The organism is Azospira sp. MPR-LB4 (genome assembly GCF_058809525.1).
On record NZ_CM179521.1, the window covers coordinates 979,279 to 1,006,036 of the forward strand.

Annotated in this window: 21 protein-coding genes; 13 read left to right on the forward strand and 8 right to left on the reverse strand. The window is 68.4% G+C overall.

Annotated elements, in window-relative coordinates; genetic code table 11:
* The first annotated feature begins 34 nt into the window (after positions 1-34).
* On the forward strand, positions 35-1,873 hold the full coding sequence (recQ, locus tag AC3QLZ_RS04455) for a DNA helicase RecQ (protein WP_205229876.1): 1,839 nt from the start codon (positions 35-37) through the stop codon (positions 1,871-1,873).
* A gap of 120 nt (positions 1,874-1,993) precedes the next feature.
* Here the strand turns inward: recQ and AC3QLZ_RS04460 are convergent, their stop codons facing one another.
* The 3 genes from AC3QLZ_RS04460 to AC3QLZ_RS04470 all read right to left on the reverse strand — a co-directional run bounded on the left by AC3QLZ_RS04460 (position 1,994) and on the right by AC3QLZ_RS04470 (position 4,650).
* A complete protein-coding gene (locus AC3QLZ_RS04460) occupies positions 1,994-2,650 on the reverse strand; it encodes an HD domain-containing protein (RefSeq protein WP_492783406.1) in 657 nt (218 codons plus the stop codon).
* Positions 2,651-2,732: 82 nt separating this feature from the next.
* The gene (locus AC3QLZ_RS04465) at positions 2,733-3,209 is read right to left on the reverse strand and encodes a DUF2726 domain-containing protein (RefSeq protein WP_492783407.1); all 477 of its coding nucleotides are present in this window, start codon (positions 3,207-3,209) and stop codon (positions 2,733-2,735) included.
* A 121-nt stretch (positions 3,210-3,330) separates the two neighbouring features.
* Positions 3,331-4,650 (reverse strand): FAD-dependent oxidoreductase, encoded by a 1,320-nt coding sequence (locus tag AC3QLZ_RS04470; protein WP_287873745.1) that lies wholly within the window; start codon positions 4,648-4,650, stop codon positions 3,331-3,333.
* A 196-nt stretch (positions 4,651-4,846) separates the two neighbouring features.
* Between AC3QLZ_RS04470 and ada the strand changes: the two genes are divergently transcribed.
* The 3 genes from ada to AC3QLZ_RS04485 are packed head-to-tail and all read left to right on the forward strand — an operon-like array spanning position 4,847 to position 7,709.
* Positions 4,847-6,082, forward strand: coding sequence for a bifunctional DNA-binding transcriptional regulator/O6-methylguanine-DNA methyltransferase Ada (gene ada, locus AC3QLZ_RS04475; RefSeq protein ID WP_287873746.1), 1,236 nt, complete (start codon positions 4,847-4,849; stop codon positions 6,080-6,082).
* Positions 6,079-6,732 (forward strand): DNA oxidative demethylase AlkB, encoded by a 654-nt coding sequence (gene alkB / locus AC3QLZ_RS04480; protein WP_287873747.1) that lies wholly within the window; start codon positions 6,079-6,081, stop codon positions 6,730-6,732. The genes ada and alkB overlap by 4 nt, the downstream gene beginning before the upstream one ends.
* Positions 6,729-7,709: a DNA-3-methyladenine glycosylase 2 gene (locus tag AC3QLZ_RS04485; RefSeq protein ID WP_287873748.1), complete on the forward strand. Its 981-nt coding sequence runs from the start codon at positions 6,729-6,731 to the stop codon at positions 7,707-7,709. The genes alkB and AC3QLZ_RS04485 overlap by 4 nt, the downstream gene beginning before the upstream one ends.
* A gap of 7 nt (positions 7,710-7,716) precedes the next feature.
* Here the strand turns inward: AC3QLZ_RS04485 and AC3QLZ_RS04490 are convergent, their stop codons facing one another.
* Complete coding sequence (locus AC3QLZ_RS04490) at positions 7,717-8,646, reverse strand: AEC family transporter (RefSeq protein WP_287873749.1); 930 nt, start codon at positions 8,644-8,646, stop codon at positions 7,717-7,719.
* A 69-nt stretch (positions 8,647-8,715) separates the two neighbouring features.
* On the opposite strand from AC3QLZ_RS04490, the gene AC3QLZ_RS04495 reads away from it, so the two are divergent.
* From AC3QLZ_RS04495 to AC3QLZ_RS04510, 4 genes are all read left to right on the forward strand, one after another.
* The gene (locus AC3QLZ_RS04495; RefSeq protein WP_287873750.1) at positions 8,716-9,654 is read left to right on the forward strand and encodes a LysR substrate-binding domain-containing protein; all 939 of its coding nucleotides are present in this window, start codon (positions 8,716-8,718) and stop codon (positions 9,652-9,654) included.
* A 62-nt stretch (positions 9,655-9,716) separates the two neighbouring features.
* Positions 9,717-10,304 (forward strand): molybdenum cofactor guanylyltransferase MobA, encoded by a 588-nt coding sequence (gene mobA / locus AC3QLZ_RS04500; RefSeq protein WP_287873751.1) that lies wholly within the window; start codon positions 9,717-9,719, stop codon positions 10,302-10,304.
* Between the two features lie 165 nt (positions 10,305-10,469).
* Positions 10,470-11,669, forward strand: a complete 1,200-nt coding sequence (locus tag AC3QLZ_RS04505; RefSeq protein WP_014238117.1) for an EAL and HDOD domain-containing protein — start codon at positions 10,470-10,472, stop codon at positions 11,667-11,669.
* 16 nt (positions 11,670-11,685) lie between these two features.
* A complete protein-coding gene (locus tag AC3QLZ_RS04510) occupies positions 11,686-14,187 on the forward strand; it encodes a putative bifunctional diguanylate cyclase/phosphodiesterase (protein WP_287873753.1) in 2,502 nt (833 codons plus the stop codon).
* A 54-nt stretch (positions 14,188-14,241) separates the two neighbouring features.
* On the opposite strand, the gene AC3QLZ_RS04515 is transcribed toward AC3QLZ_RS04510, so the two are convergent.
* The 4 genes from AC3QLZ_RS04515 to AC3QLZ_RS04530 form a co-directional block, all read right to left on the reverse strand.
* On the reverse strand, positions 14,242-15,558 hold the full coding sequence (locus AC3QLZ_RS04515) for a hemolysin family protein (RefSeq protein WP_014238119.1): 1,317 nt from the start codon (positions 15,556-15,558) through the stop codon (positions 14,242-14,244).
* A 291-nt stretch (positions 15,559-15,849) separates the two neighbouring features.
* Positions 15,850-16,230, reverse strand: coding sequence for a GIY-YIG nuclease family protein (locus tag AC3QLZ_RS04520; protein ID WP_014238120.1), 381 nt, complete (start codon positions 16,228-16,230; stop codon positions 15,850-15,852).
* The gene (locus AC3QLZ_RS04525; RefSeq protein WP_492783408.1) at positions 16,223-16,861 is read right to left on the reverse strand and encodes an MBL fold metallo-hydrolase; all 639 of its coding nucleotides are present in this window, start codon (positions 16,859-16,861) and stop codon (positions 16,223-16,225) included. The genes AC3QLZ_RS04520 and AC3QLZ_RS04525 overlap by 8 nt, the downstream gene beginning before the upstream one ends.
* Positions 16,862-16,899: 38 nt before the next feature.
* A complete protein-coding gene (locus tag AC3QLZ_RS04530) occupies positions 16,900-20,214 on the reverse strand; it encodes an EAL domain-containing protein (protein ID WP_492783409.1) in 3,315 nt (1,104 codons plus the stop codon).
* 198 nt (positions 20,215-20,412) lie between these two features.
* On the opposite strand from AC3QLZ_RS04530, the gene AC3QLZ_RS04535 reads away from it, so the two are divergent.
* The 5 genes from AC3QLZ_RS04535 (at position 20,413) to AC3QLZ_RS04555 (ending at position 26,681) form a co-directional block, all read left to right on the forward strand.
* Positions 20,413-20,838, forward strand: coding sequence for a c-type cytochrome (locus AC3QLZ_RS04535; protein ID WP_014238123.1), 426 nt, complete (start codon positions 20,413-20,415; stop codon positions 20,836-20,838).
* Positions 20,839-20,891: 53 nt separating this feature from the next.
* The gene (locus tag AC3QLZ_RS04540; protein ID WP_014238124.1) at positions 20,892-22,268 is read left to right on the forward strand and encodes a cbb3-type cytochrome c oxidase subunit I; all 1,377 of its coding nucleotides are present in this window, start codon (positions 20,892-20,894) and stop codon (positions 22,266-22,268) included.
* Positions 22,269-22,553: 285 nt separating this feature from the next.
* Positions 22,554-23,846 carry a porin gene (locus tag AC3QLZ_RS04545; protein WP_287873756.1) on the forward strand — a complete coding sequence of 431 codons (1,293 nt, stop codon included), beginning with the start codon at positions 22,554-22,556 and terminating at the stop codon, positions 23,844-23,846.
* A 10-nt stretch (positions 23,847-23,856) separates the two neighbouring features.
* Positions 23,857-24,303: a type 2 periplasmic-binding domain-containing protein gene (locus AC3QLZ_RS04550; protein WP_152088924.1), complete on the forward strand. Its 447-nt coding sequence runs from the start codon at positions 23,857-23,859 to the stop codon at positions 24,301-24,303.
* Positions 24,300-26,681: a putative bifunctional diguanylate cyclase/phosphodiesterase gene (locus AC3QLZ_RS04555; RefSeq protein WP_492783410.1), complete on the forward strand. Its 2,382-nt coding sequence runs from the start codon at positions 24,300-24,302 to the stop codon at positions 26,679-26,681. The genes AC3QLZ_RS04550 and AC3QLZ_RS04555 overlap by 4 nt, the downstream gene beginning before the upstream one ends.
* The last annotated feature ends 77 nt before the right edge of the window (positions 26,682-26,758 follow it).

Here is a 26,758-nt window from a genome sequence, read left to right on the forward strand (position 1 = left end):
GTTCCCCCCATGGGCCGTGAGATAATCGCGGCCCATGGAAACCAACACCCACACCGCCGCCCTGGAAATCCTGCACCGGGTTTTCGGCTACACCGCCTTCCGCGGCAGCCAGGGCGACATCGTCGGCCACGTGGCCGACGGCGGCGACGCCCTGGTGCTGATGCCCACCGGCGGCGGCAAATCCCTCTGCTACCAGATTCCCGCCCTGCTGCGCCACGGCTGCGGCGTGGTCATCTCGCCCCTGATCGCCCTGATGCAGGACCAGGTGGACGCCCTCACCCAGCTCGGCGTCAAGGCCGCCTACCTCAATTCCACCCTAGACTGGCAGCAGGTGCAGGAAGTGGAGCGGCGCGTCCTCTGCGGCGACCTGGACCTGCTCTACGTGGCCCCGGAACGCCTGCTCACCGACCGCTGCCTCTCCCTGCTGGACAAGCTGGAAGAGGACAAGCGCCTGGCCCTCTTCGCCATCGACGAAGCCCACTGCGTCTCCCAGTGGGGCCACGACTTCCGCCCCGAATACCTGCAGCTCTCGGCCCTGCACAACCGCTACCCGGATGTGCCCCGCATCGCCCTCACCGCCACCGCCGACACGGCCACCCGGGAAGAAATGCGGGTACGCCTGGGGCTGACCGAAGCCCGGGTCTTCGTCGCCAGCTTCGACCGGCCCAACATCCGCTACCTCATCGTCGAGAAAGACAACCCCCGCAAGCAGCTGCTCGGCTTCCTCGCCAACCATAAAGGCGAGGCCGGCATCGTCTACTGCCTGTCGCGCAAGAAGGTGGAAGAGACCGCCGCCTGGCTCACCAGCCAGGGCATTCCCGCCCTGCCCTACCACGCCGGCCTGCCGGCCGAGGTGCGGGCCGACAACCAGCGCACCTTCCTGCGGGAAGAAGGCATCACCATGGTGGCCACCATCGCCTTCGGCATGGGCATCGACAAGCCCGACGTGCGCTTCGTCGCCCACCTGGACCTGCCCAAGAGCCTGGAAGCCTACTACCAGGAAACGGGCCGGGCCGGCCGCGACGGCGAACCCGCCGAAGCCTGGATGGCCTACGGTTTGCAGGACGTGGTGCTGCAACGCTCCCGCATCGAAGATTCCGTCGCGCCGGAAGAACAGAAGCGCCTGGAAGCCCAGAAACTCAACGCCCTCCTGGCCTACGCCGAATCCCCCCGCTGCCGCCGGGTGGTGCTGCTCGACTACTTCGGCGAAGCCAGCGAGCCTTGCAACAACTGCGACGTCTGCCTCACCCCGCCGGAACTGTGGGACGGCACCGTGGCCGCCCAGAAAGCCCTCTCCGTGGTCTATCGCACCGGCCAGCGCTTCGGCGTGGTGCACCTCATCGACGTGCTGCGGGGCAAGGTCAGCGACAAGGTCAAGCAGTGGGGCCACGACGCCCTGCCCACCTTCGGCGTCGGCGCCGACCTGGACGACGGGGCCTGGCGCGCCGTATTCCGCCAGCTGGTGGCCGGCGGCATGCTCACCGCCGACCTGGCCGAACACGGCGCCATGAAGCTCACCGATGCCGCCCGCCCGGTCTTGAAGGGCGAACAGACCCTGCAGATGCGCCGCCACGTGGCGCGCAAGGGTGGCAGCGGCGGCGGCAGCAAGAGCCGCAGCGAGCGGGCGCCGACCAAGCTGGACGACATGACCCTGGAAGACCAGTCCCTGTTCGAAGACCTGCGCCAGTGGCGCGCCGCCACCGCCAAGGAACAGGGCGTGCCGGCCTACGTCATCCTGCACGACAAGACCTTGAAGGAACTGGCGGAAGAACGGCCCACCACCCGGGATCAGCTGATGAACATCTCCGGCATGGGCACCGCCAAGCTGGAACGCTACGGCGACGACCTGCTGGGCATCATCCGGGCAGCCTGAGCCGTCCGGGTGGCGGCGATGGATTCAAACGCTACTACCCGATGAGGCAATAGGGACGCCACTCTTCGGCATGGCAAGACCGGGAGCGGCGTCCAGCCTGCCTCCCAGGCCACCCCATTTTCAGGAGCTGCTACCGGTTCCCCACTCGGCCACAAAGTCCGCCTGAAATTGCCGCAGCCATTGCAGCCTTTCCTCCCCCAGGCGGCGACCTGCCGCCGTCTGCATGGTGGCCGGCAGGGTCGCCAGCTTCACCTCGATGTGGTCCAGGGCGTAGGCCTTGTCGTCCAGCTCCCGCGCGGCCCCCAGCGGGTCGCCGGCATGGGCCAGAGCCGAACCCAGACGCCCCGCCGTGTAGAACAGCCGGGCCAATCCCACCGCCCCCAAAGCATCCAGCCGGTCCGCATCCTGGACGATCTTGGCTTCGATGGTGGTGGGCGCGATGCCCGCCGAAAAACTGTGGGCCTCGATGGCATGGGCCACGGCGGCCAGCTTTTCTGCCGGAAAACCCGCTTCCCTGAGTTTTTCCACCGCCAACTCCGCCGCCAGGGTCGAAGCCCGGGCCCGGTCTGCATGGTTCTTCGGCAGATTGACCAGATCGTGCAGATAGCAGGCCGCCATCACCACCAGCGCATCGGCCTCGGCATGGTCCTGCAGCAGCGTCTGGGCCGTCTGCCAGACACGATGCAGGTGATTGAGGTCGTGGGCGCCGTCGTCATGGCTGTCGGCAATGGCGAGAGCGGCAAGGTGGCGAGACCAGTCGCCGGATGATTCACTCATTAAAGGCACATTCAGGACAGTGAAGGCGCCATTCTAAGGCCCCGGCAGCATGGCCGGAGTCATGCCCCGCCCGGGCCTAATTTCAACCGGCAAATACCTTGCGGATGGTTGCTTCGTCGGGCATGGCGCTCACATGCCAGCGGACCAAAGTGATCCCGGCGGCAGCCAGTGCCTTTTCCTTCTTTGCATCCGCCTCCATCCGCGCTGCCCGCTCGTGGCTTTTTTCGTCCAGTTCGATGGCCGCCACGATGCTGGAATCCTTGAGACAAACCAGGAAGTCGAGGCTCATGCGGTTGATGCGGTTGTTCCATTCATTGACTCTGAACCCTTTCTTCACGCCGAGCACCCGGGAAAGCTGGACCTGAGCCAGCACCATACACTCGGGCAAGGCGGCAACCAGCCGGTGATAAAGCACCTGCTCTGGTTGGGACAAGGGCTTCTTGGCATAGAAGGGCCATGCCTCGGCCCCCTTGCCGGACATCCGCCGCAGCAGCAGAACAGCAATGCCGGCAATGACGAGGAAAACAACAACAGCGACAGGAACCAGTTGCTTCAGCACGAGAGCCTCTCCGGATGCGTCCAGCGTTGCCATATCCCCGGGGTGGGGAGCGATGAAACCTGCTCGCGATTATGACAAACAACTTTCCAAAAAAGCCAGAGGCGGCTTCAGACTCCGGACCTTAACCGCCCAATCCCTGCATCTCCCCCATCAACGCCCCATGCCAGGCCAGCTCGTCTGCTGCCAGGTCCGGGTCCCGATACTGGCGCAGGGTCTGGACGATGACGCCGTCGCCGCGAAATTTGTACTGGGTGTCCATCAGCAGCACGTCCAGGGGCTCCGGGTTCACCGTGACGTAGCAGAGATTGTCCGGCAAGGCCGGTTCTGCCGTCTTGCCGGCGGCCCGGGCGGCGATTTCCTTGGCGACGATGCGGCCCATGCGGTTGGCCACGTGGCCGCTCTTGGGGTAGTGGCCGAAGAGGGGCGAGACGGCGCCGACGGCGTCGCCGATGACGAAGATGCGCTCGTCGGCCCGGCTCTGCAGGCTGGTGCCGCGCACCTGGGCCCAGCCGGTGTTCTTGCCGCCGCTCTTGTCACCATCGTCCGGCCCCACCAGCCCGGCCTGCCAGGCGATGTCGCCGGCCTGCTGGGGCGGCATGAGGATGGCCTCGTCCCAGCCGAATTCGCCGGCGGCGGTAACGATGCGGCGGGCGCCCAGGTCCACCCGGCGCACCAGGGCGTGGGGCACGTAGTGGATCTGGTCCTTGAAGTATTCGTTGAAGACCTTGGCGTAGCCCGGGTTGGGCGGATTGGCATCGAGCAGGGTGATGCGGGCGGGAATCCTGTTCAGCTGGAAGTGCCGGGCCAGCAGCACCGCCCGCTCGAAGGGGGCCGGCGGGCAGCGGTAGGGATAGGGCGGCACGGTCATCAGCAGGTCGCCGCCCTTGAAGGCGGCCAGCCGGGTCTTGAGGGCGGCGAACTCGGGTCCGGCGGTGTAGGCCGGGGCGTAGCGGCTGCGGGCCAGGGCCGCGGCCTCCCGGCCGGCGGCATCGTCGCCGAACCAGGCGCTATAGTCGTGGCGGATGCCGGGGGAGAGGATCAGCCAGTCGTACTCCAGGTGCCCCTGGTTGGTGAGCACCTGGCGCCGGTCCCGGTCCACGCCGCTGACTTCGGCCTGGAGGAAGGTGTAGCCGAGGCGGCCGGCCACCTGGCGGTAGTCGAAGCTCAGGGCGGCGCCATCCGCCTGACCCACCAGCCAGTGGTTGCTGCGGGGGCAGGACCAGAAGGCGGGCAGCCGTTCCAGCAGTTCCACTTCCAGCTGGGGCGCCTCCTGGCGCAGATGGCGGGCGGCGGCGAGGCCGCCCCAGCCGCCGCCGACGATGAGCACCCGGCCGCCCTTGCCCGGGACGGTTGCGGGGGCAGCGGCCCGCGCCAGGGGCATGGCGCCGAGGGCGCCCAGGGCGGCGGTGGCAGTGAGGAAGTGACGGCGGCTCGGCTTCATGGCTCGTGATCGCAACGGGAAAGCGCCAGTCTAGCCAAGGACGCCGCCGGGCGACCTGACGCGCATCAATTCACAGCCCTTGCTCCCGGGCGACGGCAGCGGTAAAACCGAACCATGGAATTTGAAAGCAAGCACCGGAGTGCGCCCGGGCCGGCCGCCGCCTAAGCTGGCCCCGTCGCCTTGCCGGAGCATCCCCATGAAAAACGCCGCCCACGCCCAATCCGCCCCCAACCAGCCCGCCGCCCAGGCCGGCGATGCAGCCACCGACGCCGTCGCCGGTGCCGCGACAATCACCGCCGACCCGCGCTGGGCGGCCCTCTGCGCCCGGGACCCGGCGGCTGAAGGCCGGTTCGTCTACGCCGTGCGCAGCACCGGCATCTACTGTCGCCCCACCTGCCCCTCCCGCCGGCCCAAACCGGAGAACGTGCAGTTCTTCGCCGACGGGGAGGCCGCGGCCACCGCCGGCTTCCGTCCCTGCCGCCGCTGCCGGCCGGAGGAGGCGCCCCTGGCCCAGCGCCAGGCTGCCGTGGTGGCCGATCTGTGCCGCTTCATCGAGGCCGCCGAGACGCCCCCTACCCTGGCCCGGCTGGCGGCCCGGGCCGGCCTCAGCCCCCACCATCTGCACCGCCTGTTCCAGGCCCACACCGGCCTCACTCCCGGCGCCTATGCCAAGGCCCGGCGGGCCGAGCGCCTGCGCCAGAACCTGGCCGCCGGCCAGGGAGTGACCGAGGCCGCCTACGGCGCCGGCTACAACGCCAGCAGCCGCCTCTACAGCGAGGCCGGACGGGTGCTGGGCATGACGCCGGGGCGCTTCCGCCAGGGCGGCGTCGCCGAGGAAATTCGCTTCGCCGTGGCCCAGACCTCCCTCGGTGCCCTGCTGGCGGCCCGCAGCGCCCGGGGACTGTGCGCCATCCTGCTGGGGGATGATCCCCTGGGCCTGGTGGCGGACCTGCAGGCCCGTTTCCCCAAGGCCCGGCTGATCGGCAGCGGGCCGGAGGAGGAAGGGCAAACGGCAGGTGAAACGGGCAGCGCCGACTTCGCCGCCTGGGTCGCCCAGGTGGTGGGCCTGGTGGAAGCCCCCCGGCTGGGACTGGCCCTGCCCCTCGATCTCCAGGGCACCGCCTTTCAACGCCGCGTCTGGCAAGCCTTGCAGGCCATCCCCCCCGGAGAGACCCGCAGCTACACCGAAATCGCCCGGGACCTGGGCCTGCCCAAGGCCGTGCGCGCCGTGGCCGCCGCCTGTGTCGCCAATCCCCTGGCCGTGGCCGTGCCCTGCCACCGGGTGGTGCGCAGCGACGGCAACCTGGCCGGCTACCGCTGGGGCCTGGAGCGCAAGGCCGCCCTGCAACAGCGGGAACGGCAGCAGGCGGAAAATCCCGCCGCCAGCACGGCTCCACCCCGCCCCAGACCCGGCACCAAGGCAGCGCCATGAGCGGCACCCCGGACCTCTTTGCCGACCTGCCGCCCCACGCCGAACGGCTGGGGCCGGGCACGGTGCTGCTGCACGGCTATGTCCTGGAGCGGGCGCCGGCACTGATCGCGGCAGTGGAAGGCATCATTGCCGCCTCCCCCTGGCGCCAGATGATTACCCCCGGCGGCCAGACCATGGCCGTGAGCATGAGCAACTGCGGCCCCCTGGGCTGGATCTCGGACCGCAGGGGCTACCGCTACGTCCCTCTCGACCCCTTGCGCGGCCAGCCCTGGCCGCCCCTGCCGCCCCTGCTGCTGCAACTGGCCGACGAGGCCGCCACGGCCGCCGGCTTTCCCGGTTTCGTCCCCGATGCCTGCCTGATCAACCGCTACGCCCCCGGCACCCGCCTCTCCCTGCACCAGGACCGGGACGAGGAGGACTTCTCCCAGCCCATCGTCTCCCTTTCCCTGGGCCTGCCGGCGGTGTTCCTCCTCGGCGGTGCCAGCCGCAACGACAAGACGGTGAAGATTCCCCTGCTGCACGGCGACGTGCTGGTGTGGGGAGGGCCGGACCGGCTGCGCTTCCACGGCGTGCAGCCAGTGAAAGACGGGAACCACGCCCTCACCGGCCCCTGCCGCCTCAACCTGACCCTGCGCCGGGCCCGCCGATGAAGACCAGCCTGACCCTGGCACTGCCGCCGGATTTCCGCGGCGACGACCTGTTGGCCTTCCACCGCCGCGACGGCCAGGCCCTGGCCGAGCGGGTGACGGCGCAGCGCATCGACAAGGGCCTGCTGTGGCAGGGCCGTCCCGCCTGCCTCAGCCTGATGCTGGAAAGCCCCGGGGAGGCGGCCCTTGGCAGGGTCGGCAAGAGACAAGGCAAGGCAGCCGCCGCAAGCGAAGGAGCAGACAAGGCCGCAACGGAAACCTTGGGCCCCGGCGCCCGGGTAACGGCGACCCTGGCGGTGGACGGCGGCCCCCGCCCCGCCGCTGCCGCCGTGCAGGCCCTGGTCAGCCATCTGCTGGGCCTGGCCCAGCCGGTGGCCGAGTTCGCCGCCGCCCATGGGCACAATCCCCAGCTGGGGCCGGTCATCGCCCAACTGCCCGGCCTGCGGGTGCCCCAGACGGCCACTCCTTTCGAGGCCCTCACCTGGGCCGTCACCGGCCAGCAGATCAGCGTCGCCGCCGCCGTTTCCCTGCGTCGCCAGCTGATCCTGGCGGCGGACCTGCGCCACTCCTCCGGCCTCTACTGCTACCCCGATGCGGGAGCCCTGGCCCGGCTCGACGAAACGGACCTGCGCCAGGCCGGCTTCTCCCGCAGCAAGGCGGCGACCCTGCTGGACCTGGCCCGGGCCGTGGCGGCGGGAGAACTGGACCTGAGCTGCCCGGCGGCGGACCTGCCGGGCCTGCAGGCCGCCCTCCTGGCCCGCCGCGGCATCGGTCCGTGGACCGTCAATTACACCCTGCTGCGGGGCTTCGCCTGGCTCGACGGCTCCCTCCACGGCGACGTGGCCGTGCGCCGGGCCCTGGGCCTGCTGCTGGGCCGGACGGTGGAGGCCCGGGAAACGGAAACCTGGCTCGAATCCTTCCGCCCCTGGCGGGCCCTGGCCGCGGCCCACCTGTGGGCCAGCCTGCGCCTGCAGGCCTGAGACAGCCCTAACGGGCGATCACATAGAGGCAGAGGGAAATGGTGGCGAGGGAACCCACCGTGGTGAGCAGGATGACCCGGGCCACCATGCCCCCTTCCCGCCCGTAGAAGCTGGCCAGCATGAAAGGTCCGGTGCCCGTAGGCAGGGCGCTGAGGAGCAGGGCGGCGTGGGCCCACAGGGGCGGCAGCTGGAACACCCGGTAGGCGAGGAGCCCGGTGATGGCGGGCTGCAGCACCAGCTTGGCCAGGACCAGGCCGGCGGTGCCCGAACGCTGCCCCGCCTGGGGCTGGGCCAGGAAGGCGCCGAGGGAAACCAGGGCGCAGGGCGTGGCGGCGCCGCCGAGCAGGGTGAGGAAACGATCCAGGGCCAGGGGCAGCGCCAGGCCGGCCCCGGCCCAGGCGGCGCCGAGCAGGGGCGCCACCACCAGGGGATTGCGGGCCAGGGCCAGGCCGACCCGGGCGGCGATGCGCCAGGGCGAGGGAGCCTGCTGCAGACTGATTTCCACCAGCACGATGCCCACCGCGAAAAGGGCGCAGGCCACGATCAGGGTGGCGATGATGGCCGGCACCAGGCCCTCGTCCCCCAGCACCAGGGCGCACAGGGGAATGCCGAGGAAGCCGGTGTTGGCGTAGGCGGCGGACAGGCCGTCGATGCTGGCGTCGGCCAGGTGGCGCAGCTGGCGCAGGCGCAGCAGCACCGTCACGGCGAATACCGCGACGCAGCCGACGCAGACGGAAATGACGAAGCCCGGCTGCCACAGTTCGGCCCAGGTGGCCGTGGCGGTGGCCTTGAAGAGCAGGGAGGGCAGGGCCAGCCAGACGACGAAGCGGTTCAGCTCGAAGGAGGCCGCCTCCCCCAGGCAATGGCTGCGGCGGCCCACGTAGCCGGCCAGGATGAGGCCGAAAATGGGCAGGACGACTTGCAGGATGGCGATCATGGCGGGGCCGGGGAACCGGGGAGCGGGAACGGAGGCGCCAGCTTAGGACTTCCCCATTCATACCGTCCAATGCTATATAAGTCGTACATCAATACCCTGGACGCAACGATGCTGCCGGACCTGCGCCAACTGCGTTACTTCGTCACCCTGGGCGAGACCCTGCACTTCGGCCGGGCCGCCGCCCTGCTGCACATCTCCCAGCCGCCCCTGAGCCGGCAGATCGCCGCCCTGGAGGAATCCCTGGGAGTCATGCTGTTCCAGCGCAGCTCCCGCCAGGTGGAACTGACCGTGGCCGGGCGGCATTTCCTCGCCCAGGCCCGGCGCCTGCTGGCCGACCTGGAGCAGGCGGTGCAGGGCACCCGGGCGGTGCACCGGGGCGAACAGGGCAGCCTGCGCCTGGACTTCACCATGGCCGCCGCCTGGAGCGCCCTGCCGCCCCTGATCAAGGCCTACCGCCGGGACTTCCCCCAGGTGGAGGTGCAACTGGGGGAACTGCTGCCCCGGGAGCTGGACGATTCCCTCCTGGCCGGCCGTTGCGACGTGGGCCTGGCCTTTCCCTGGCAGCGTCCGGCGGGCCTGGAATACCTGTGCGTGCACCGGGAGCCCCTCTGCGCCGTGCTGCCGGCGGACCATCCCCTGGCGCAGGAGGAGACCGTGGCCGTGGCGGATCTGGCGGGGGAGCCCTTCATCACCTTTCCCGCCGCCACCGCCCCGGCCCTGCACGCCCTGGTGGCCGGCTGCTGCCGGGAGCACGGCTTCGAGCCCAGGGTCTGCCTGGAAACCCACCTGCAGCAGACCATCGTCAATCTGGTGGCCGAAGGACTGGGGGTCTCCCTGGTGCCCCGCTCCATGGGCAAGATGCAGCTGCAGGGCGCCGCCTTCCGCCCCATCGCCGCGCCACCCCTGGTGGAGCAGGGCATCATCTGGGCCGCCGCCAATCCCAACCCCTGCCTGCCCCACTTCCTCGCCTGTGCCCGCCAGGTGCGCCGCCAGGCCGGCCTCGACTGAGGCGCCGCCGCCGCCAGGGTACAATGGCCGCCCCTGCCCACTCCCCGCCTGCCGCTGCCGCCATGCCCTCCCCTTCCCCCGCCTCCCCACCCCCGGTATTCGGCGTCGTCCTGGCCGGGGGCCTGGGCCGCCGCATGGGCGGGGCCGACAAGGGCCTGCTGCCCTGGCGCGGCCGGCCCCTGGCCCAGGGCATCGCCGCCCGCCTGGCGCCCCAGGTGGAGGCCGTGGCCATCAATGCCAACCGCAACGCCGAGGCCTACGCCGCCTTCGGCTACCCCCTGCTGCCCGACCTGCTGCCGGACTACCCCGGCCCCCTGGGCGGCTTCCACGCCGCCCTCAGCGCCAGTCCCCAGCCCCTGGTGATGCTGGTGCCCTGCGATTCCCCGGACTTCCCTGCGGACCTGGTGGCGCGCCTCCGCCACGCCCTGCTCGAGGCCGACGCCGAGGTGGCCGTGGCCCGGGCCGGAGAGCGGCGCCACTCCGTCTTCTGCCTCTGCCGCCGGGAGCTGGCGGCGGACCTGGCGGCCTGGGTGGCCGAGGGCCGCCACAAGGTGGGGGAATGGCAGGACAGCCGCCGCCTGGTGCTGGTGGACTTTCCCCATCCCGAGGATTTCCGCAATTGCAATATCCGAGAAGATTTATTGGGTTAAGACGCTTTATTGACAAAAAGGGTTGAATTTTCCTGGTCTCCCGTTACCATCCCGTTGCAGCGCCCCCCGTCGGGGGATGCCCCCACGAGGTCGGAAAAACGGCCCTCGGGCCCGAAAAAACAAGAATCGACCCAAGAACACCGCTTCGTTTTGAGTAAATCCCTAATGACCTCGGCCACCCTCTCCTGCCTGCGCCCCCTGCTGGACGTCAATCAAGCCTGGTCGGCCCTGGAACTGGGGCCCCGGGGCATCGGCCTGGCCGCCAGCAGCCAGCTTTTCGCCCACGGCCAGAACCAGCCCCAGCCCTCGCCCCTGCCCTGGCTGGTGCCCTTGAGCGGTACGGACCTCAACCACAGCGGCCTGACCCGCCAGCTGCCGCCGCAACAGGTCTCCCTGCTGCTGCCGGCGGAGGTCTGGCTCGATGCGGCCGGCGCCGCCCGCTGCCAGGAACTGGCCAAGCAGGGCTACCGTCTGGGGGCCGACGTGGATTCGGCCCCGGCCCTGGAACAATGCGCCGAGGCCGGCGCCCAGCTGCTGCGCCTGGATGCGGCCACGGCCCGGGAGCAGGTCTCCCCGGTGCTGCTCAACCGGCTCAAGGAAAAGGGCCTGACCCTGGTGGCCGACGGCGTCAGCAGCCACGACCTCTTCGTCTGGTGCGGCGCCCGGGGCTTTACCCTGATGAGCGGCGAATTCGTGCCCCAGCCGGAGGAATGCCCCACCTCCCCGGCGGACCCGACCAAGCTGCGCCTGCTCAAGCTGCTCTCCCTCATCGTCCAGGACGCGGACACCCGGGAGATCGAGGAAATGATCAAGCAGGAGCCCAAGCTCTCCTACAACCTGCTGCGCCTGGTCAATTCCGTTTCCGTCGGCGCCACCACCAAGATCACCAGCTTCGCCCAGGCCATCACCCTGCTCGGCAGGCGCCAGCTGCAGCGCTGGCTGCAACTGCTGATCTACGCCAACCAGTTCAACGCCGGCAGCCAGCCCAATCCCCTGATGCCCCAGGCCGCCCTGCGCGGCCGCCTGGTGGAACTGATCGCCCTCGCCGCCCATCCGGAAGCGGCGGAGGACACGGACTTCCACGACTGCGCCTACATGGCCGGAGCCTTCTCCCTGCTCGACGTGCTGCTGCACCTGCCCATGGACAGCGTGCTGGCGGCCCTGCCCCTGGCCGACGAGGTGGCCGAGGCCGTGGGCCGCCACCAGGGCCCCCTGGGCGACGCCCTGTCCCTGGTGGAAAGTCTGGAACGGGGCCTGCCGGCGCCGGATACGGCCCTGCTGGAAAAGCTGCGCCTGCGCGGCGATGCCCTGGGCCAGCTGCAGGTGGACGCCCTGGCCTGGGTCAGCCACATCGACGTGGCCTGAGGCAGGCGGCAGAACCATGGCTCCCGACCAGGGCAACTCCTTCCTTCCCCATCTGGGTGGCGGCGCCACCGATTTCGAGCTGGCCGGCCAGCTGTGCTACGCCCTGCTGCTGCGGGAAGGCGAGATTCCCGTGGCCCAGCTGGAGGCGATGTGCCGCAGTGCCATGGCCAGCCCGGAAGGCACGCTGTACCTGGCCAACGGGGATGGCACCCTGGAACTGCCCGCCAGTGCCGGTCCCTGGCAGGCCCTGCTTGAAGAAGCGCGCCGCTCGGGCACCGTAGCCACCCGGCCCGACGCCCTGGCCTGTCCCCTCACCTTCCGCGACATGCTGCTGGGGCTCCTCGCCGTGGGCGGCAAGGCCGAGGGCTACAGCGCCCTGGAACACCGCCGTTTCGGCGACCTGGCCGCCCTCCTGGCCGGCGCCCTGCATGCCCGCCAGGCCTTCAACCTGCGCCAGGAAGACCTGGCCCGCATGGAAGCCAAGGTGGAGGAGCAGAGCCAGATCCTCGACCACATCCACGACTCGGTCATCACCATGGACCTGTCCGGCTACATCATGGGCTGGAACAAGGGGGCCGAGCGCCTGTTCGGCTACACCGCCGCCGAGGCCGTGGGCCGGCACATCCTCTTCCTCTATGCCGACGACGGCAGCGAGACCCTGGAAGAGGAGGACGACCTCTTCTACAACGCCTTCCTCGACCACGGCCGCCGGGAATTCGAGGTGCGCCGGCGCAAGAAGTCGGGCGAGGTGTTCTGGGCCAGCGTCTCCCTTTCCCTGTCGCGCAACGAGGCCGGCGAACCGGCGGGCCTCATCGGCTACCTGGTGGACATCACCAACCAGCTGGAGCGGGAAGAGAAGCTGCGCCTGCACGCCAAGATTTTCGAGCACAACAGCGAGGCGGTGATCGTCACCGACGCCATGCAGCGGGTGCTGTCGGTGAACAAGGCCTTCTGCGACATCACCGGCTTCAGCGAGGCCGAAGTGCGCATGAGCCTGCCAGCCCTGCTGCAGCCGACCCGGGACGACCCCAACCTGGCGGCGGAAATCCAGGTGGCCCTAGCCTCCTCCGGCGCCTGGCAGGGCGAGCTGTGGGACCGGCGCAAGAACGGCGACACCTATCCGGTATGGGTCTCCATCAGCTCGGTGAAAAACACCCGGGGCATCCTCAGCCACTACTTCCTGGTCTTCTCCGACATTTCCGAGCGCAAGGAGGCGGAACGGCAGATCTACCGCCTGGCCTACTACGACGCCCTCACCGGCCTGCCCAACCGCTCCCTGCTGTTCTCCCTGCTGGAACAGGCCCTCATCGAAGCCCAGCGCAACCAGACCCACGGTGCCGTGCTGTTCGTGGACCTGGACCGTTTCAAGACCATCAACGATTCCTTCGGCCACGCCCCCGCCGACGCCCTGCTCAAGGAAGTGGCGCGGCGCCTGCAGGAGACCCTGCGGGCCGAGGACGTGGTGGCGCGCCTGGGCGGCGACGAATTCATCGTCGCCCTGTTCGACATCACCAAGCGGGAACACGCCGCCCTGGTGGGGCAGAAAATCCTCGATGCCCTGGCCGAGCCTTTCCAGATCGAACACCACGAGGTGCTGCTCACCGCCAGCATCGGCATCGCCGTCTTCCCCGACGACGGCCGCGACGCGGAAACCCTGCTGCGTAACGCCGACACCGCCATGTACCGGGTCAAGCAGACCAGCGGCGGCCCCCTCTTCTATTCCCAGGAAATGAACCTGCGCTCCCTGGAGCGCCTGAAGCTGGAAGGGGCCCTGCGCAAGGCGGTGGAGCGCCAGGAATTCCGCCTCTACTACCAGCCCCAGGTGGAGCTGGCCACGGGCCGCATCGTCGGCGCCGAGGCCCTGATCCGCTGGCACCATCCGGAACAGGGCATGATCCCGCCCACCGCCTTCATTCCCCTGGCGGAGGAGACGGGCCTCATCGTCAGCATCGGCGCCTGGGTCCTGGATGCGGCCTGCCGCCAGGGCCACCTGTGGCGCGAGGCCGGCTACGAGGACCTGACCATCGCCGTGAACCTGTCGCCGCGCCAGTTCCGCCCCGGCCTTTCCCAGCTGGTGAACGAAACCCTGGAACGGCACGCCTTCCCCGGCGAAAACCTGGAGCTGGAAATCACCGAGGGCATGCTCATGCACAACTCGGAGGCGGTGATCCAGATGCTGGAGGACTTCCACCAGGCCGGCGTGCGCCTGGCCCTGGACGACTTCGGCACCGGCTATTCCAGCCTGGCCTACCTGAAGAAATTCCCCATCGACAACCTGAAGATCGACCGGTCCTTCGTCAGCGGCATCCCCCACGACGGCGACGACTCGGCCATCGCCAAGGCCATCATCAGCATGGCCAAGAACCTGCGCCTGCTGGTCATCGCCGAAGGGGTGGAGACGGAGGAGCAGCTCGACTTCCTGCGGGCCGCCGGCTGCGACGAAATCCAGGGCTACCTGTTCAGCCCGCCGGTGCCGGTGGAGGATTTCCAGCTGCTGCTGGAACGCAACAACGGTTGACGCAAAAACGCCGGGCACTGCCCGGCGTTCTTCTTTGCGGCTGAGACTGTTGCCTCAGGCGGCGTCGGCCTGGTCGTCCGTCTCCGGGTCGCCCAGGGACAGCAACACCTTGTCCACCCGGTTCTTGTCCATGTCCACCACCTCGAAGCGCCAGCCGGCCAGGTGGAAATGGTCGGCTTCCACCGGCACTCGGCCCAGCTGGTGCATGACCAGGCCGCCCAGGGTGTGGAAGGCGTTTTCCTCTTCCCCCGGCAGCTCTTCCTTGACCTCCAGTACCGACTTCAGGCGCTCGATGGAAAGGCCGCCGTCCATCAGGTAGGAACCGTCCTCCCGCTCCACCACGTCCTGCTCGCCGTCGTCGTCCTGGCTCGGCATGTCGCCGACGATGGCGGCCAGCACGTCGTTGAGGGTAACCAGGCCCTGCACCTCGCCGTATTCGTCGATGACCAGGGCGAACTGGGCCCGGTTGCGGCGCAGGGATTCCAGCAGGTGGGTGGTGGTGACGCTCTCCGGCACATAGACCGGCGGCCGCAGGGCCTTGCGCACGTTGAAGGGGGCGTTCTCCAGCACCGGCTTGAGCAGGTCGCCCCGCTGCAGGATGCCCAGCACCCGGTCCAGGCCGTCCTGGCAGACCACCACCCGGGCGTAGGGGCACTCGGCCACCTGGCGCCGCACCTCGGCCTCGGATTCGGCCAGGTCCACCAGGTACATGTCCTTGCGCGGCGTCATGATGGCCGCCACCCGCTGCTCGTCCAGGCGCAGCACGTTGGAGACGATCTCCTGTTCGCTCTCATGGAAGACGCCGGCCTCGGCACCCTGGCCCATGAGCACCTTGATCTCGTCGTCGGTCACCGGCGGCTCATCGCTGCGGCGGGCACCGAAGAGGCGCAGGATGGCGCCACTGGAAGCGGAGAAAAGCCACACCAGGGGCGCCGTCAGGCGCGACAGCCAGCCCATGGGCCGGGCCACCAGGGAGGCGATGCCCTCGGGGCCGAGCAGGGCCAGTTGCTTGGGCACCAGTTCGCCCACCACCACCGACATGTAGGTGAGCAGAACCACGGTCAGGGAGAGGGCGATGACCCGTGCCGATTCGCCCAGCAGGGGAAACTGGGACAGCCATTGGGTCAGGGGATCGGCCAGAGCCGCCTCGCCGACGGCGCCGCTGAGGATGCCGATGGAGGTGATGCCGACCTGGATGGTGGAGAGGAAACGGGAAGGTTCGCTATGCAGTTTCAGCGCCGCGGCGGCGCCCTGGCTGCCGTCCTCCGCCATCCGCTGCAGGCGGGCCTTGCGCGAGGACACCACGGCAATTTCGGACATGGCGAAAATGCCGTTCAAAACAATCAACAACAGGATGATGCCTAGATCCATACAGGGCCGCGACCACCGTTTCCGGAGCGGCTCGGGGGTGAAGAAGGCGTGAAGATAGCATTTTTCCCGCCTTTCCCGCTATCTTGCCCGCCCGATCGACGCCGAAGCCCGTGGATAAAGGGGTTGCGGGGGAGCGACAGCTTTGCCACAGAGGACACAGAGAGCACAGAGGGTTTCCTTCTTCGCTGCCGGCACCTAGCCAAGCCTCCGGCTCCCATCTACACCAAACAACTCGGCTTCCCGCCTTTTCTCTGTGTTCTCTGTGCCCTCTGTGGCTAAGTTTTCCCCGCCTCAAACCCCCAGATACTTGAGATGGCTGCCGCAGCCTGCCTGGCAGTCGGTGCTGCCGAAACCCGGGATCAGCACTTCTCCCGGCATGTTGCGGTTGATCTGGCATTCGGGCTCGTCGAAGAGGCGAGTGCCCACCACCTGCACGCCGGGGGCGGTGAGCAGGTAGTCGATGTGCCAGTGCAGCAGCTTGTGGGGCGAGAGATGGCGGGCCAGACGGGCCGCCATGTTGCGCCGGGCCGAGCCCGTGTAGACGTAGCGGCCGGCCGGGAAGGAACAGGGGCCGAGGCGCCCCACCGTCACGGTGACGGGCTGCGCCACCTGGATCAGCAGCTGGTAGGTGGGGGGCTCCGCCTGATCGACGGTCTCGACCATTTCAGCCATGGGCGCCGACGAAGGGATTGAAGCGCCGTTCCTGGCCGAAGGTGGACATGGGGCCGTGGCCGGGAATGAACTCCACCTCGTCTCCCAGGGGGAACAGCACTTCCCGGATGGAGCGGATCAGGGTGTCGTAGTCGCCCTTGGGAAAATCGGTGCGGCCGATGGAGCCGGCGAAGAGCACGTCGCCCACCAGGGCCAGCTTGCCCGGGCGGTCGAAGAAGACCACGTGGCCCGGGGTGTGGCCCGGGCAGTGCAGCACCTCCAGGGTCTGGCGCCCCACCTGCACGCTGTCGCCGCCCTGGAGCCAGCGGTCCGGGGTGAAGCTGCGCACGTCGGGAAAGCCGAACATTTTGGACTGCTGGGGCATGCCGTCGATCCAGAACCGGTCGTCCACGTGGGGCCCTTCCACCGGAATGCCCAGCTGGGCCGCCAGTTCGGCGACGCCGCCGGCATGGTCGATGTGGCCGTGGGTCACCAGGATCTTTTCCAGGGTGACGCCGTGCTTCTCGGCCGCGGCCAGGATGCGGGGCAGGTCGCCCCCCGGGTCCACCGCGGCTCCCCGCATGGTCTCGGGGCACCACAGCAGGGTGCAGTTCTGTTCGAAGGGAGTGACGGGGACGATGGCGTAGTTCATGGCGCAAGCCTGGTTCGTTGAAGGGGCGTCAGGGGACATCAAGGGGCGACGGGCAGGTCGTCGGCACAGGGGGCGGCAACGCAGCGGGGTTCCCGCTGGGCGATGATGGCGGCCTGCAACTGTTCCAGGGCCGCCAGCAGGGCCCGCCCATGGCGGCGCAGCTGGGGGATGACGGCCTTGGCGGCCCGGGCGTCGCCGGCCTGCAGCTGGGCCGCGGCGGCCCTGGCCAGGGCATGCACCTCCCGGTGGGGAGCGTCCAGCGCCCCATAGGCGGCCAGGTCGCCGTAGTTCTGCTGGCCGCTGCCCAGGTACCAGATGCCGAAACGGCAGCGGGTGGGATCGGCCAGGTCGGCGGGCAGGCACTCCGCGTCGCCCTCCTCCAGGGCCTGGATGACGGTGTCGATCCAGCGCCGGTGCTCGACCTGGGCCGCCACCAGGGGAAAATCCTCCCGCAGCCACTGCTGGGACGCCACCTCGACCCAGCGCGGATCGGGCTCGAAGGAGGCGGCCCAGGCGGGCACCTCCGCCGCCGGCATGGGGCGGGCGATGGCATAGCCCTGGGCATGGATGCAGCCCAGGCGCAGCAGCATGACCCCGTGCTCGACGGTTTCCATGCCTTCGGCGACCACGCTGCGCTGGAAGGCGGAGGTCAGCCCTACCACGCCCTCGACGATGGCCAGGGCCTCCGGGTCGTGCAGCATGTCGCGCACGAAGGACTGGTCGATCTTCAGGGTGCGGGCCGGCAGGCTCTTGAAATAGGAGAGGGAGGAATAGCCGGTGCCGAAGTCGTCCAGGGCGAAGCCCACCCCCAGGCGCTGGCAGGCGGCGATGACCAGGCTCACCTGGCCCACGTCTTCCAGGGCCGCGGTTTCCAGGATTTCCAGTTCCAGCAGCCGCGGCGGCACCGCCGGATGGCGCTCCAGGGCCCGCTGCAGGCGGGGCAGGAAGTTGGGCTGCTGCAGGTGGCGTGCGGCGATGTTGATGCTCACCGGATAGTCCCAGCCCAGGGCCTGCCAGGCCTCCAGCTGGGCCAGGGCGGTTTCCATGACCCAGTCGCCGATATCGACGATGAGGTCGGTCTCCTCCAGGTCCACCAGGAAGGCCGCCGGCGCCAGGATGCCCTGCTCCGGATGCTGCCAGCGGATGAGGGCCTCGAAGCCGACGATGAGGCCGGAACAGAGATTCACCTTGGGCTGGTAGTAGAGGCGGAACTGCTCCTGCTCCAGGGCGGCGCGGGCATTGACTATGGCTTCCCGCAGGCTGCGGGCCCGGCTGTCCTGCTCGGTGTCGAAGAGCTGGTAGCGGTTGCGGCCGGACTGCTTGGCGGCGTACATGGCCTGGTCGGCGTGGCGCACTAGGGTGTCGGCATCGGCATCGTCCGTCGGATAGATGGTGACGCCGATGCTGCCGGAAACGCTGGCCGTCTGTCCCTGCAGGGCAAAGGGAGCGGCCAGGGAAAGCAGCAGCCGCTCCAGGATCTGCTCCAGTTCGGAGAGGGCGGTGAGGTCGTTGAGAAGCAGGACGAATTCGTCGCCCCCCAGGCGGGCCGCCGTGTCGCCACCGCGCAGGGAGCGGCGCAGGCGCTCGGCCACGTCCATCAGCAGGCGGTCGCCGGCCTGGTGGCCGTGGCTGTCGTTGATGGCCTTGAAGCCGTCCAGGTCCAGGTAGCACACCGCCAGCAGCTTGTTGCGGCGCTGGGCCTGGGCCATGGCCAGGTGCAGGCGGTCGCTCATCAGGGTGCGGTTGGGCAGGCCGGTGAGGGCGTCGTAATGGGCCAGGCGCTCCAGGCGACGCTGGTTTTCCTTCTGCTGGGTGATGTCGGAAAAGACGCCGACGAAGTGGCTGATGCGCCCGCCATCGTCATGCACGGCGCTGACCGTCATCAGCACCGCCGTCACCGCCCCGGACTTGGTGCGGTTCCACATCTCGCCCTTCCAGAAGCCCCGCTCGGAGACCACCTGGAACAGCTGGCGGAAATAGGTACGGTCGTGGTGGCCGGAATTGAGCATGCGGGCCGGCTGGCCGATGGCCTCCTCCCGGGCGTAGCCGGTGAGTTCGCAGAAGGCCCGGTTCACCTCGATGATCAGGCCTTCCGGGTTGGTGATGAGGATGCCGTCGTGGCTGTTCTCGAACACGCTCAGGGCCAGCCGGTGCTGCTCCTCCCCTTCCTTGCGGTCGGTGATGTCCCGCCCCTCGGCCAGCAGCTGCAGGGGCTGGCCCGGTTCGTCCTCCACCGACTTGAGGATGAAATCCACGTAGCGCAGGCGGCCGTCACGGCGCATGTGGGTGACCTCGAAGCGCTGGGCCTCGCCGCCCGCCGCCACCCGCTCGACGGCCTGGCGCAGGCGCTGCTGCACCAGGGGCTCATGCACCCACCAGGGCGTTTCCCAGAACAGCTGGCCCAGCACCTCGGCGGGCTGGCGGCCGATCAGGTCCAGGGCCGACTGGTTGGCCTCCAGCAGGCGCCCCTTGAGGTCCAGGATGCCGATGAACTCGCTGGTCTGGTTGAAGACGGCGCTCAGGCGCAGGCGGCTTTCCCTGAGCTGGGCGCGGATGGACTGGCCTTCCTGCAGCACGTAGTCCAGGTATTCGCTTTCCAGCTGGCTGACGATGTCGTGCTCCGACACCACGCCCACCACCTCCCCGGCCGCCCCCACCACCACCAGATGGCGCACGTGCTCGGCCTGCATGCGGTCCACCGCCTGGCTGAGGGGATAGCCTTCCGGAATGCTGGCCACCGGGGCGCTCATCACCGCGGCCAGGGGCTGCTCCAGGCTGTCGGCACCGCGGCGGAAGAAGCGCAGGGCGTCCCGCTCGGTGAGGATGCCCAGGGGCCGGCCGGCCTCGGCGACGACGACGCAGCGCAGGCTGCCGGCGGACATCAGGGCCAGGGCCTGGCGCACCGTATCGCCGGGCTGCAGCAGCTGGACGCTGCTCTGCATCACCGCATTGACGTCCCGCAGGCGGCGGAAGAAGGCGACCCCCAGGTGGAAGCGGAAGTCGCTCTCGCTGACCACCCCCACGGGCTGGCCCGCTTCGCCGGTCACCAGCAGGTGGCGGATGCCCTTTTCCGCCAGCAGGTGGTAGGCGTGATGCACGGACATGCGGGAATCGGCGGTATACACCGGGGAGCTCATCACCTGATCCACCGCCAGCAGGCCGTCCACGTTGGCGGAGAGGGCCCGCAGGATGTCCCGTTCGGTGACGATGCCCACCATCAGGGCGCCCTCGCGCACCAGCAGGGAGCTGATGCGGGCCGTTTCCATGACTTCCACCGCCGCCAGCAGGGTGGTCCGACGCTCCACCTCGACGATATTCCAGGTCATCAGGTCTGCGAGGGTGCGTTCGGGCATGGCGTGAGGCCGGACTAGGGGTGAAGCCTCAATTCTAAGGGCTGGAGGGCGGAATCCCAAAGCCGGCCTTGTCCGGAGAGCGACGGAGGCCCTTCCGGCCTTTTTGATTCACATCATGGCTGCATAAGGAGCCCCGTCGCTACTCTCCGCACTGCCGTGTTCCATCTTTATTTTTTCCTCTCATGAAAGGAGGGCAGCATGAGCGGCGCTTTCACTAAGTCGATGGCGCGCAATATCTTTTTCGGCGGAACGGTCTTTTTCTTTCTGCTGTTCTTGGCATTGTCGTTCGACTCAACCGCAACACTGCCGAAGCGCGATAACCGGGCCAATCTGACCCCGGCCGTCGCCAACGGTAAAAAAATCTGGGAAACCCGTAACTGCATCGGCTGCCACACGCTGCTGGGCGAAGGCGCTTACTTTGCGCCCGAGCTGGGCAATGTGTATCCCCGCCGCGGTGGTGACTTCATCAAAGCCTGGATCAAGGGCCAACCCAGCGGTGCCCCCGGCCGTCGCCAGATGCCTCAGTTCAACCTGACTGAGCAGCAACTGGACGATCTGGTGGCTTTCCTCAAGTACACCTCTGAGATCAATACCGCCAACTGGCCGCCCAACATCGAGGGCTGATGCCTCGACGCGGACCCCAGAAAAACAGAGCTTACGCTTAAGGAGTCATCGCTATGCAATATAAATCCCAGGCCGTTGCCACGCCGTATTTCATCGCGGCAATCGGTCTTTTCGTCGGGCAGATCATATTCGGGCTGATCATGGGCCTGCAGTATGTGATCGGGGACTTCCTGTTCCCGATGATCCCCTTCAACGTGGCCCGCATGGTCCACACCAACCTGCTCATCGTGTGGCTGCTGTTCGGCTTCATGGGTGCGGCCTACTACATGATCCCGGAAGAATCGGAAACCGAGCTGTTCAGCCCCAAGCTGGCGCTCGCCATGTTCTGGATCTTCCTGGTGGCAGGGGCCCTGACCATCGTCGGCTACCTGGCGGTTCCCTACGCCACCCTGGCCGAGCTGACCGGTAACGACCTGCTCGAAACCATGGGCCGCGAGTTCCTGGAACAGCCGCTGATCACCAAGGTGGGTATCGTCATCGTCGCCCTGGCCTTCCTCTTCAACATCAGCATGACCGTGCTGAAGGGGCGCAAGACCTCCATCTCCCTGGTGATGCTGCTGGGTCTGTGGGGTCTGGCCGTGTTCTTCCTGTTCTCCTTCTACAACCCCACCAACCTGGTCCTGGACAAGTTCTTCTGGTGGTGGACGGTGCACCTCTGGGTGGAAGGCGTGTGGGAACTGATCCTCGGCGCCATGCTGGCCTTCGTGCTGATCAAGGTGACGGGCGTGGACCGTGAAGTCATCGAAAAGTGGCTCTACGTCATCATCACCCTGACCCTGGTCACCGGCATCATCGGTACCGGTCACCACTACTTCTGGATCGGCACGCCCGAATACTGGCAGTGGTGGGGTTCCGTGTTCTCCGCCCTGGAGCCCATCCCCTTCTTCGCCATGACCGTGTTCGCCTTCAACATGGTGAACCGCCGTCGTCGCGAACACCCCAACAAGGCCGCCACCCTGTGGGCCCTGGGGACCGGTGTGATGGCTTTCCTGGGCGCCGGCGTGTGGGGCTTCCTGCACACCCTGGCTCCGGTGAACTACTACACCCACGGCACCCAGATCACGGCAGCCCACGGCCACATGGCCTTCTACGGTGCCTACGTGATGGTGAACCTGACCATGATCTCCTACGCCATGCCCATCCTGCGCGGCCGTGCTGCCAACAGCAACAAGTCCCAGGTCCTGGAAATGTGGAGCTTCTGGCTGATGACGATCTCCATCGTCTTCATCACCCTGTTCCTCACCGCCGCCGGCATCCTGCAAGTCTGGCTGCAGCGCGTCTCCGAGACTCCCCTGTCCTTCATGGCAACCCAGGACAAGATCTCCCTGTTCTACTGGATGCGTGAGTGGACCGGCGTGGTCTTCCTCATCGGCCTGATCCTGTACATCGCCAGCTTCTTCGTGAAGGGCGAGGACAAGGCAGCCGCCTGAGGTCCCGGCAACACCTCCGCCCCCGCCGCCCCAACCGCGGCGGGAGCGGAACCAGCAACACCTTTTTTGTCACCTCCCAACCTCCGTTGACAAACCGGCGCACTCGCAAGGGTCCGCCGGATTTTTTTTGCCCCGCCGAACGGCCGGGACCGCAGCCGGCGGGCCTGCCGGCGTGTATTAATTGCTTTTACGCAGTGCAGCAATTGGTTAAGCTGCGTCAAGAACAGACTGACAGCCAACAGACGCAATTCCCTCGAGCCGCACCAGGGGGGGTGGAATTGACCAATGTATAAAGAAAACAGTCTTGCCCAGAACCGTCCCGACCCCGGCCCGATGCTGGCGCCGGGGCCGTCTACAGCCTGCCTCGCAGCCCTGCTCGGCGCCCTGCTCTGCCTGCCGCTCGCGGCCGCCGCGGACGCTGCCGACAGCCTGGAGAACGAGCCCGCGCGCCTGCATCTGCGGGGCTTCGGCACCCTGGGCCTGACCCGCTCCTCCGCCGACGGCGCCGACTTCGTGCGGGACCTTTCCCAGCCCCGGGGCACCTCCGGCGGCAACTGGTCGTCCCGGGTGGACAGCGTGCTCGGCCTGCAGGCCAACTGGCAGGCCACCGACCAGCTCGAGGCGGTGGTCCAGGGCGTCACCCGCTACCGTTACGACCAGACCTACCAGCCCGAACTGACCTGGGCCTACCTCAAGTACGACCCCACCCCCTCCCTCAGCCTGCGGGCCGGCCGCCTCGGCACCAATTTCTTCATGCTCGCCGACTCCCGCCTGGTGGGCTATTCCTACCTGGCGGTGCGGCCCTCGGTGGATTACTTCACCTCCCTGCCCTTCTCCCACGTGGACGGGGTGGACGGCAGCTTCACCTTCCCCCTGGGGCCGGGCCTGGGCAAGGTGCAGGCCTTCAGCGGCCGCATGCACGGCAGCCTGGCCCTGGGCGACCAGCAATGGCAGATGGGCGGCTCCAGCATGTACGGCGGCCACCTGGACTACCTGCAGGGCCCGTGGACCCTGCGGGCCGGCTACGCCCACCTGCGCTTCGGCCAGAACCTGCCCATCGACCCGGTGGTTAACGGCCTGCGGGCCAGCGGTGTACCCAGTGCTGCCGCCGCGGCCGACGCCCTCGGCACCCAGGACAAGGACAGCGAGTTCTACTCCCTCGGCGCCCTCTACGAATCCGGCCCCCTGCAGGCCCAGCTGATGCTCAACCGCATCCGCCAGCAGAGCGCCGCCTTCCAGGATTCCCGGGCCGGCACCCTGCTGGCCGGCTACCGCATCGGCCAGTTCACGCCCTACGCCGGCTATTCCTGGCAGAAATCCACGCCCAAGAGCCTGACCACGGGACTGCCCCCTGGCCTGCTGAATGCGGCCGTCAACAGCATCCTGGCCGATTCCCGCAGCCACCAGCACACCGTGACCCTGGGCCTGCGCTGGGACTTCCGCACCAACATGGACCTGAAGCTGCAGTACGACGCCGTGCGCGGCAGCAGCGATTCCATCTTCCCCACCCGCCGCGACACGCCGGGCTGGAACGGCCGCACCGACGTCATCAGCATCGTCACCGACTTCATTTTCTGAGACGACGCCCGTGAAACCCCGCCTCCTGCCCAGCCTCCGCCTCGCCCTGGCCCTGCTGCTCCCCGCAGCCGGGCAGGCCGCCGGCGACCTGGTGGTGGTGGTCAATCCCCGCAGCGGCGTGGAAAAACTGAGCCGGGAAGACGTCACCAACATTTTCCTCGGCCGCTACCGCCAGTTCCCCTCCGGCCTCACCGCCGTGCCCCTGGAACTGCCCCAGGAATCCCTGGAGCGGACCCAGTTCTACTGGCGCCTGGTGGGCAAGAGCCCGGCGGAGATCAATGCCTACTGGGCCCGGGTGATCTTCTCCGGGCGCACCTCGCCGCCCCTGCAGCAGCAGTCGCCGGACATGCTGCTCAACACCGTGGCCAGCAACCGGGGCGCCATCGGCTACCTGGACCGCAGCCGGGTTGATGGCCGGGTCAAGGTGGTGCTGGAACTGGAGAACCGGACCCCATGAGATGCCCGCCCAAACGCAACATCCTCAGCCGGGCCGTCTGGGCCATGGCCGGGGTCACCCTGCTGGTGGGCACCCTGGTGATCGGCATCACCTGGGTCGTCACCAACCACCTGGCCCAGCAGGAAGCCAACAACCGCCTGGGGGAACTGCTCGACACCATCGAGGAGACGGTGCGCATCGCCTGTTTCATCGAAGACGCCCAGCTGGCGACGGAAGTGGCCCGGGGCCTGATCCGCAACAGCGAGGTGGCCGCCGTCAGCATCCGCAGCCTGAACCAGGAGCTGGGGCGGGAGGAGCGCAGCGGCCAGTTGTCCCAGAACAGCGCCGCCGCCCTGCGGCGCGACATCTACTCCCCCTTCGACCCCACCCGCTGGGTCGGTGAAATCGAGCTGCAACCCAACCGGGAAGCCCTGGAACAACGCACCTTCCGCGAGAGCCTGTTCGTCGGCCTGGTGCTGGCCGCCCAGCTGGCCCTGCTGACCCTGGCGGTGATCTTCATCGTCCTGCGCCTCATCGTCGCCCCCATCAAGTCCATCTCCGACCGCCTGCACCTGCTCAAGCCGACCCTGGGAGAACGCCTGCCGGCCCCTCCCGGCCATGGCGGCAACGAAATCGGCCGCCTGGTGGACGACATCAACGGCCTCACCGAGGACCTGGTGGCTGCCCTGGAGGAGGAGCACAGCCTGCGCCTGCGCCAGGCCATGGACGAGCGCAAGTACCGGGACATTTTCGAAAACGCCGAATCGGGCATTTTCGTGGCCGACCAGCAGGGCCGCCTGCTCTCCCACAACCGTTCCCTGGCCCGCCTCAGCGGCCAGGAGGAGCGCCCGGGCGGCATGCCACCCAACCTGCTGGCCCTGCCCTGGGGCCAGCCGGAGCAGACGGCAGCCCTGCTGCGCAGCTGCCTGGAAAGCAACAGCGCCCAGGAGGACGACCTGGAACTGGCCCTGCCGGACAATCCGCGCTGGCTGCACCTGAGCCTGACCCCCATCGGCGACGCCCTGGTCCAGGGCATCGCCAGCGACATCACCCAGCGCAAGCTGGTGGAGACCTTCGCCCAGCGCATGACCGTCACCGACCTCCTGACCAGCCTGGGCAACCGCATGGGCCTGGAGCAACAGATCCGGGAAATGATCATCCTCAATCCCAAGCAGCCCTTCGCCCTGCTGCTCATCAACCTGGACGGTTTCAAGCGCATCAACGACGGCCAGGGCTTCGACGTGGGCAACGAGTTGCTGCTGATGGCCGCCAACCGGCTGCGCAACTGCATCAAGGGCAGCGACTGGCTGGGCCGCACCAGCGGCGACGAATTCGCCCTGCTGCTGCCCAATGTGGAAGGCCAGGAGGTGCCGTCCAAGGTGGCCCACCGCATCGTCGAGACCCTGGGCCTGGCCTACGAGCTGGGGGACACCCCGGCCTTCGTCGGCAGCAGCGTCGGCATCGCCCTCTACCCGGAGGACGGGCGGGAACTGCTGACCCTGCTGCGCAACGCCGAACTGGCCCTGGACCGGGTCAAGCGCAGCGGCGGCCGGGACTACCAGTTCTTCCACCCCTCCATGGCCGCCGCCGCCGAGAACCGGCGCCGCCTGGAGAACGAACTGCGCCTGGCGGCGGAGCGCCAGGAACTGCGCCTGTTCTACCAGCCCATCGTGGACATCCAGCAGAACCGCCTGGCCGGGGCCGAAGCCCTGATCCGCTGGGTCCATCCCCAGCAGGGCATGGTGCCGCCGGACGACTTCATCCCGGTGGCGGAGGAAACCGGCCTGATCCAGGAGATCGGCCTGTGGGTGCTGGAAACGGCCTGCGACCAGCTGCAGCAGTGGCGCCGGGAAGGCCGGGAGGACCTGTACCTCTCCATCAACGTCTCCGGCAGCCAGATTCCCCACGGCCTGCCGCCCTCGGCGGTGATGGAGGCCCTCAGCCGGCGCAGCCTGCCCCCCGGCGCCCTGGTCCTGGAAATCACCGAGGGCGTGCTCATGTCCGACATGAAGCAGGCCCTGGAGTGGCTGCAGGCCCTGCGCCAGGTGGGCATCCGCATCTACCTGGACGATTTCGGCACCGGCTATTCCTCCCTCTCCTACCTGAAGCGTTTCCCGGTGACCACGGTCAAGGTGGACAAGTCCTTCGTCCGCGACATGGGCCAGGACAGCAGCGACCGGGCCCTGGTGGAGGCCATCGTCGCCATGACCCGCAGCCTGGGCCTGGAGGTGGTGGCCGAAGGGGTCGAGAACGAGGCCCAGCTGGCCCTGCTGCGCGGCATGGGCACCCGCTACGGCCAGGGCTACCACTTCTCCCGCCCGGTGCCCGCCGGCGACTTTTCCGCCGTCGCCGAGCGTCTCGAAACCCTGCTGCAGGCCACCCCGGGCGCCCCCGGCTAGGGCCTGCCGCGGCCCGCGGCGGCCCCGGCCACCTTTTGCCGACGTTCTTAGCAGGTATCAAAGTCGCCCCCGGGCCC

Bases quoted from the DNA above. Each gene is read 5' to 3' on its own strand.
- recQ (WP_205229876.1), top strand. From the start codon at position 35: ATGGAAACCAACACCCACACCGCCGCCCTGGAAATCCTGCACCGGGTT.
- AC3QLZ_RS04460 (WP_492783406.1), bottom strand. From the start codon at position 2,650: ATGAGTGAATCATCCGGCGACTGGTCTCGCCACCTTGCCGCTCTCGCC.
- AC3QLZ_RS04470 (WP_287873745.1), bottom strand. From the start codon at position 4,650: ATGAAGCCGAGCCGCCGTCACTTCCTCACTGCCACCGCCGCCCTGGGC.
- ada (WP_287873746.1), top strand. From the start codon at position 4,847: ATGAAAAACGCCGCCCACGCCCAATCCGCCCCCAACCAGCCCGCCGCC.
- alkB (WP_287873747.1), top strand. From the start codon at position 6,079: ATGAGCGGCACCCCGGACCTCTTTGCCGACCTGCCGCCCCACGCCGAA.
- AC3QLZ_RS04485 (WP_287873748.1), top strand. From the start codon at position 6,729: ATGAAGACCAGCCTGACCCTGGCACTGCCGCCGGATTTCCGCGGCGAC.
- AC3QLZ_RS04490 (WP_287873749.1), bottom strand. From the start codon at position 8,646: ATGATCGCCATCCTGCAAGTCGTCCTGCCCATTTTCGGCCTCATCCTG.
- AC3QLZ_RS04495 (WP_287873750.1), top strand. From the start codon at position 8,716: ATGCTATATAAGTCGTACATCAATACCCTGGACGCAACGATGCTGCCG.
- mobA (WP_287873751.1), top strand. From the start codon at position 9,717: ATGCCCTCCCCTTCCCCCGCCTCCCCACCCCCGGTATTCGGCGTCGTC.
- AC3QLZ_RS04505 (WP_014238117.1), top strand. From the start codon at position 10,470: ATGACCTCGGCCACCCTCTCCTGCCTGCGCCCCCTGCTGGACGTCAAT.
- AC3QLZ_RS04510 (WP_287873753.1), top strand. From the start codon at position 11,686: ATGGCTCCCGACCAGGGCAACTCCTTCCTTCCCCATCTGGGTGGCGGC.
- AC3QLZ_RS04515 (WP_014238119.1), bottom strand. From the start codon at position 15,558: ATGGATCTAGGCATCATCCTGTTGTTGATTGTTTTGAACGGCATTTTC.
- AC3QLZ_RS04520 (WP_014238120.1), bottom strand. From the start codon at position 16,230: ATGGCTGAAATGGTCGAGACCGTCGATCAGGCGGAGCCCCCCACCTAC.
- AC3QLZ_RS04525 (WP_492783408.1), bottom strand. From the start codon at position 16,861: ATGAACTACGCCATCGTCCCCGTCACTCCCTTCGAACAGAACTGCACC.
- AC3QLZ_RS04530 (WP_492783409.1), bottom strand. From the start codon at position 20,214: ATGCCCGAACGCACCCTCGCAGACCTGATGACCTGGAATATCGTCGAG.
- AC3QLZ_RS04535 (WP_014238123.1), top strand. From the start codon at position 20,413: ATGAGCGGCGCTTTCACTAAGTCGATGGCGCGCAATATCTTTTTCGGC.
- AC3QLZ_RS04540 (WP_014238124.1), top strand. From the start codon at position 20,892: ATGCAATATAAATCCCAGGCCGTTGCCACGCCGTATTTCATCGCGGCA.
- AC3QLZ_RS04545 (WP_287873756.1), top strand. From the start codon at position 22,554: ATGTATAAAGAAAACAGTCTTGCCCAGAACCGTCCCGACCCCGGCCCG.
- AC3QLZ_RS04555 (WP_492783410.1), top strand. From the start codon at position 24,300: ATGAGATGCCCGCCCAAACGCAACATCCTCAGCCGGGCCGTCTGGGCC.